This window comes from Mycobacterium scrofulaceum, assembly GCF_001667885.1.
Classification (GTDB): Bacteria; Actinomycetota; Actinomycetes; order Mycobacteriales; family Mycobacteriaceae; genus Mycobacterium; species Mycobacterium scrofulaceum_C.
The window spans coordinates 1-907 of sequence record NZ_LZJW01000021.1 but is presented as its reverse complement, the minus strand read 5'-3'; the positions used below and the strand labels follow the sequence as shown (position 1 = coordinate 907).

General features: G+C 69.0%; 1 protein-coding gene. It reads left to right on the top strand.

Annotation, left to right across the window (positions count from 1 at the left end):
• Positions 1-907: condensation domain-containing protein (locus A5681_RS02800; protein ID WP_231996197.1), on the top strand; the 907-nt coding region annotated here is incomplete at both ends.

The following is a 907-nucleotide window of genomic DNA, read 5'->3' as shown; positions in this document are numbered from 1 at the left end:
CCGTGGTGATCGTGCGCGAGGACCGCCCCGGCGACAAACGCCTCGTCGGCTACATCACCGGCACCGCCGACCCCACCACCTTGCGCACCGCGTTGGCCCAGCGCCTGCCCGGCTACATGATCCCCACCGCCATCGTCACCCTCCCCGCGCTCCCGATGACGGTCAACGGCAAACTCGACACCCGCGCCCTGCCCGCGCCCGATTACCAAGGCACCGATCACTATCGCGCCCCCGCCACCGCGGTCGAGGAGATCTTGGCCGGCATCTACGCCCAAGTCCTGGGTGTCGAGCGGGTCGGGGCGGATGATTCGTTCTTCGACCTCGGCGGAGACTCGCTGTCGGCGATGCGGGTGATCGCGGCAATCAATAACGGCTTGGAGAGCCAGCTTTCGGTGCGGGCCCTATTCGAGGCGCCCACAGTGGCACAGCTGGCTCCGCGCGTCGGCACCGGCGGGGGCGGCCTGGCGCCGCTGACGGCCTGCGAGCGCCCGGCGGTGGTCCCGCTGTCGTTCGCCCAGTCGCGGTTGTGGTTCATCGACCAACTGCACGGGCCGTCGCCCGTCTACAACATGGCGGCAGCGCTGCGGCTGGACGGGCGGCTCGACACCGACGCACTGCGTGCCGCATTGGGCGACGTGGTGGCGCGGCACGAAAGTTTGCGCACCGTCTTCATCGCGCCCGAGGGAAACCCCCAGCAGGTCGTGCTGCCGCCCACCCAATCGGCCGTCAGGTGGGACGTGGTCAAGACCGACGGCTGGTCTGCCGGCCGTTTGCAGGAGGCCATCGAGGCGGCGGCGCGGTACGCGTTCGATCTGTCGGTGGAGATTCCCTTGCGGGCAACACTTTTCCGTGTGGGCCCCGATGAGCATGTGTTGGTGGCGGTGGCTCATCATATTGCCGCGGATGG